This window comes from Microcoleus sp. N9_A2 (assembly GCF_036701775.1).
GTDB lineage: Bacteria > Cyanobacteriota > Cyanobacteriia > Cyanobacteriales > Microcoleaceae > Microcoleus.
Map to the genome: position 1 here is coordinate 1 of NZ_JAUBRH010000119.1, position 5,551 is coordinate 5,551.

Sequence of the window (5,551 nt, forward strand, 5' to 3'; positions counted from 1 at the left end):
ACATAAAAAGAACCAAGTAGGTATAATATTTGACATATCTACCGAAACCTAAACCTATTCATATTCACTCATTTATTTATTATACATCGCTGATGTTATTAAATTTTCATTCCTTACTTGATCGTCTAAACTGATTTTAACTTTTGCCAACAGGTTTGCGATTGCTCCTTCGGAAATCTTGAGTCCAAAAACGGATGCCAATATGGACGATAGCCGTTCGTAGCTAATGGCATGAGTGTAACGGAGATATGTGACGCGAGCTTTGAATTGAGGATCTTCCTTACTTGGCATGCTAAACTAACAATTAAAATGCCAAGTAAGTAAACATCTATTTTTGTAATTTTCAAAATTCCTAAAACCATACGCAGAACGTTTTATTAACTTGAGCTTGTTGTTGATACCCTCAACAACACCACTTGTTGTTCTATGATCAAAGTAAGCAATTATCTCATCAAGCCAATTGGTAATAGTCTTCACACTTTCAGGAAAATATTGTTTGGCTCTTTTCTGCCAGCTCCCAATTCTCAACAATCCCCTGAACCAATTATTTTTTATTTTTTCAAATATTTTTCGGAATTTTTCTTTTAATTTATGCATTTCTGCGAGGGCAGGACACACTTTTTGAACTGAGGTTAATTTGAGCTTTTGCTTTTCCTTTAAACTCGTTTCATTCTTTAGTAACGAATATTTGCTGTCATTTATTCCCTCTAATATTTCTTGATATTTTGCTATTTTTTGGGGCGACTTCTATTTTTTGATAGAATCTATTACTTGCCTTCTTTCACGCTTTCTTTGTGTGTCTAACTCATTGTTTACTTGTACCATTACATGAAATCTGTCCGCTACCACTTGAACATTTGGCATCAGTTTTTTTACTAAACTTTTGTAACCTTTCCACAAATTTATACTTACTTCTCCTATTTGTTCTAAAACCTCTGAACCCCATGATTTAAGGACTGGCTCGATTTCAGCTTGTGTTCTGCCTTTGACAATTGTAATTAATTTAGATGTTTCTAAGTCTATTAATACGGCACAGTAATTTCCTTGGCTTTTTCTTAAAGCTATTTCATCAATTCCTAGTTTTTTTAAAGTTGATGGTTTTGACGATAATTCTTCTGAAGCATCTGACAACATTCTTTCTATTTCTTCTGTTGTCACTACTCCTTGTTTTGCTACACTGTGAATATCACTTGACAATACTGATTTGATTGTGCTATTTGCTAGTCGTTTTGTATAAGTTCTTCGGTTGTTCACAAAGTCTAATTTTTCGCTAAATGGTTTGCCACATTTTTTACATTTAAACTGTCGCCTGTTTATTTCTAAAAATACTGGCTGCTCTCCCCACGATAAATCTTTTACTACATATCGATGATTTTGATGTAATCTATTACTTTTTGTCCCGCAATGATGACAATGACTTTCTCGCTCGGTTGACTCCACCTGTAATATTATTCCAACCCACATTCCGCACCCTCAACTGGCACATACGCGGATTGAGGGGGTAGAAGTGAATCATTCGAGATCGAGCGTGAGTAAGAATACTCAATAATTTCGGTCACGCTGGCATCACGAGCGTTAAAAATTCCTGACAAGAGACGTGAGGGCGTTAGTTAAATCTGATACCAGTTAAAATTGCGCTCGGTAAAAAACCAAGTTTATTAGGTATCCGTAACCCGATTGCCTGACCAAAATGCGTTAATTGCGATCGCTCTTCCGTAACCAATCATCACCAAAAATAGTGTAAACTGGCGATCGCGATCAACGCTCAAATCAGGATTCAGCAGCCCATGCAGAAAGCATCTGAAATGAAAGTAGAAAACCTAGATCATCTGGGCTTGATAGCCGGTCTAATCGATGAAATAGGAATTGTCCAAAAAATCAATGAATTAGTAGGCGAACAACCGGGCGAGCTCGTCAGTCCCGGCCTGGTAGTCAAAGCCATGATTATCAATGGATTAGGGATGGTTTCCGCCCCATTATATTTATTTTCTAATTTTTTTGAAGGGAAAGCAATAGAACATTTACTTTGCTCAGGAATTCAAGCGTCACATCTCAATGATGACCGTTTAGGAAGAGTATTAGATAAATTATATTTGGTAGGAATTACCGAAATATTCACAACTATTGCCCTGTCAGCCGCTCAAAAATTCGAGATACCGACACATCTCACCTCGACTCAAGTTCATTTCATCTACATGGCAAATATGAACAAGAATTACCATCAATATCTTTTGAAAGCACAGAAAAAGATAACAATCAGTTAGATAATTCATCAATCAATCATCAAACATCCCCAGTACCAATTCAGATTACCTACGGCTACTCTCAAGGGCCAAGCCCCGACTTAAAACAGTTCATTTTAGACCTAATTTGTAGTGGAGACGGAGATGTGCCACTATTTTTACGAGTAGCTTCAGGAAACGAATCAGATAATTCCATATTCGCCTCAATTTGTCAAGACTTTAAAAAACAATTAAATCTCGACAGTTTAATGGTAGCTGACAGTGCATTATATAGTGCTCCCAACTTAGAAATGTTAACCAATTTAAAATGGTTAACTCGTGTACCACGCTTGCCTGAAACAAGCGCAGCAACTGGTATCTCAGCTAAATGAATCAGAATTTCATCAAAGCTCAGTGACCGGATATCGTTGGTCAGAACACAAAAGTAATTATGGTGGAATTGCACAAAGATGGTTAGTAGTAGAGAGCAGTTTGCGTCGTGATGCTGACCAACGTAAGTTAGAAAAAAACCTCAAAAAAGCTGAAATTGAGGGTCAGAAAAAGTTACGAGAGTTATCAAATATTGAATTTGCTTGTTCGGCAGATGCCTCCGCAGCAGCAAATCGTTTATCCAAACAACTAAAATATCATAATTTAACCGAAATTACCTGCGGGCAAACTACAGTAAAACCCGCTACTGATTCGACCATTTCTCATGACAATTCTAGCTCTAGCTTGATATTTAAAGTTCAAGCAAAACTAGAACTAGATGCGAATGTGGTAGCCCGAATAACCAAAGCTAGTGGCAGATTTATCTTAGCTACTAATGTGCTCGATGCAGAGCAATTAAGTCCTGATGAAATGATTGTAAAATATAAGGAACAGCAGTCGGCAGAGAGAGGGTTTGGGTTCCTAAAAGACCCGCTATTTTTTACGGATAGTGTATTCCTCAAATCCCCAGAAAAAATCGAGGCTTTAACTTTAATAATGGGTTTATGTTTGTTGGTTTATACTTTAGGTCAAAGGTTACTCAGGCAAAACTTGCAACTCAGTAATAAAACCGTAAAAAATCAATTGAGCAAAGGAACAAATCGACCTACTTTGCGCTGGATATTCCAAAGTTTTCAATCAATTCATGCGGTTTGTATTCAAGGAATTCAGCAAGTTTCTAATTTGACATCGGAACGGTTGGCTATATTAAATTTGTTTCCAGTCACCTGTCGGTCTTATTATTTCTTGTTGTGAAATGGTAATTGCTCAACTAGGGGAAAAAAGGGAGCCATGAATAGAGAGGGCTTGTTGAATAGCTTGATAAGCAGTTAAGCCCTGCCTTTTACCAGTATTCACAACGGAACGAACCGCCGCAAATAAATCTCGCCCCCATTCTGAACGAAAGCAATTAGTTACGCGACGAAATATCACGCTCATCCGAATCGCTTGTTCGCTAGAATTATTTGTGGGTGGAATTGTCACATCTTCCAGAAATAAGAACAAATTATCCATCAGCTCGCCATAGCGTTTTCGCAACCGGACACCATCCGGCTGATATGGTACTAAACTCAAAATTCTGGTTAATCTTTCTCGTAAATTGCTGCGACATCACTCCAGCTTAGCCTCGTCCATCCTGTCGCGTCGTCGATGGATGACAAAAGCCCTTAATAATAACCTCTTCATCGCTGGGGCAAAAATCCTGTCTCCTGCATCAATGGCATATTGGCAATCCCGCAGTTGATGGGCTAAACACACTTGCCATTGTTCTGCTGGGTGATTTTTTTGAGCGCTAAATAAGTCTGACACCCACACCTGTGGGCGATGCTCTCCCAGAATTTCGTTAATTACCCCAGTTCCTCGACTCGGGCGGATGACGTGCAAGCAAATATCCTGGTTCTGAAATACCCACTCCCATTGGTTTTGTCCGTTCACTCTGGCACTGGTTTCATCCGAGCAGATTAATTTTGCTTGTCGCAATCGTTGTAGTATTTGATTTACTCGATCGTCTAAACTGGTTTTGACGGTACTTAAGAGGTTGGCGATCGCTCCTTCGGATATCTTGAGTCCAAAAACCGATGACAAGATTCCCGACAGCCGTTCGTAGCCGATCGCATGAGTGTAGCGCAGATACGTAACCAGGCTTTGAATTGAACTGCCAAATGGTGAACCCGGTTCCATTCCTGCGGGTACGGGGGCAAGATACTCGGTTTGACAACAGGCGCAGCGACCGCTATAACGTTAGGAGCGCGTTACGATCGGGCGAATTGGTGGTAGTTCTATTTTGTCATAGACGGATTGCAATTTTTGGGCTCTGGCAGTGACTGTTTCTCCACACTCGGGACAATTTTTCACTCTTGCGATAATGATTTGGTCGGGTTCGAGATGTAGGTGTCTTCCCCCTCCTGCTCTGCCTACGCTTTTTTGTCTTTTGACCCCTTCTATTTTTGATGGCTTGATGTTGGGCTTGAATCCTTTCGATGGTGGAGTGCTGGAATTTTTGCTGGTTTTAGCGGGGGATGAGTCTGACTTTGAAGAGTAAGTGGCTAATGCGGAGCGTAGTTTTTCGATTTCCTGCCATAGATCTACTATCAAGGCGTCTTTTGCCTCGTCCGATAGTTGTTTTAGGTCAGGGAGTTTTTTCATTCCTTTATCTAATGTCTATCTCGTTCTCTTGTCAAGGGGGTTGAGCAATTACGTGAAATGAAGTTGAATATTGATTAATAAAACTAACTTACATTTAAATAATTGTTGAATCAACAGTGATGTATTATAGTCATAATGCGGGCGATATGCTAGCAATTAATAGTTGTTAATGGTCTAATTTTTGACGTTTTATGGGTTAAGAAGATTTAATTCATGCCCTCACGTCAATTTTTAGGGATTCCTAACTGCATGATGCGATAGTTGCACAAATCTTTGGGTGTTTTTACTCATTATTATCTCGGATGATTCACTTTTACCTCCTCAATCCGCGTATGTGCCAGTTGGGGGTGCGGAATGTGGGTTAAAAATACAAGTAGAAGAATTCAAAAGACACACGGGATTTTACCCTAAATCAATTCAGATCGATCGCATATGTCGAACGAAGAAAAATAGAGCTTTGTGCAAATAAAGAGGGATAAGAATGAGTGGTGTCCCTCTAGAAAAACCACCAAAAAATATTAGTAAATCAAGGAAGAAACAAGCTCAATCAGACGAGATAATTCGTAACTTGATTGAGGAAAAATTTGGAGAAGCTAAAAGAAGATTCAGCCTTGGTAGCCCACATTCCGCACCCCCAACTGGCACATAGGCAGATTGAGGGGGTAAAAGTGAATCATCCGAGACCATCATGAGTA

The 5,551-nt window shown here is 39.4% G+C and carries 4 pseudogenes; 2 read left to right on the top strand and 2 right to left on the bottom strand.

From position 1 onward, the window contains the following. Positions 1–297: 297 nt before the first annotated feature. Positions 298–1,464: pseudogene (locus QUA44_RS29990) on the bottom strand (ISL3 family transposase). Positions 1,465–1,787: 323 nt separating this feature from the next. Here QUA44_RS29990 and QUA44_RS29995 point away from each other — a divergent pair. Then, positions 1,788–3,467: pseudogene (locus QUA44_RS29995) on the top strand (IS1634 family transposase). Between the two features lie 12 nt (positions 3,468–3,479). On the opposite strand, the pseudogene tnpC reads toward QUA44_RS29995, so the two are convergent. Beyond that, positions 3,480–4,391, bottom strand: a pseudogene (gene tnpC, locus QUA44_RS30000) (IS66 family transposase). 820 nt (positions 4,392–5,211) lie between these two features. On the opposite strand from tnpC, the pseudogene QUA44_RS30005 reads away from it, so the two are divergent. Continuing rightward, positions 5,212–5,469: pseudogene (locus QUA44_RS30005) on the top strand (transposase); the annotation flags it as partial. Positions 5,470–5,551: the final 82 nt, after the last annotated feature.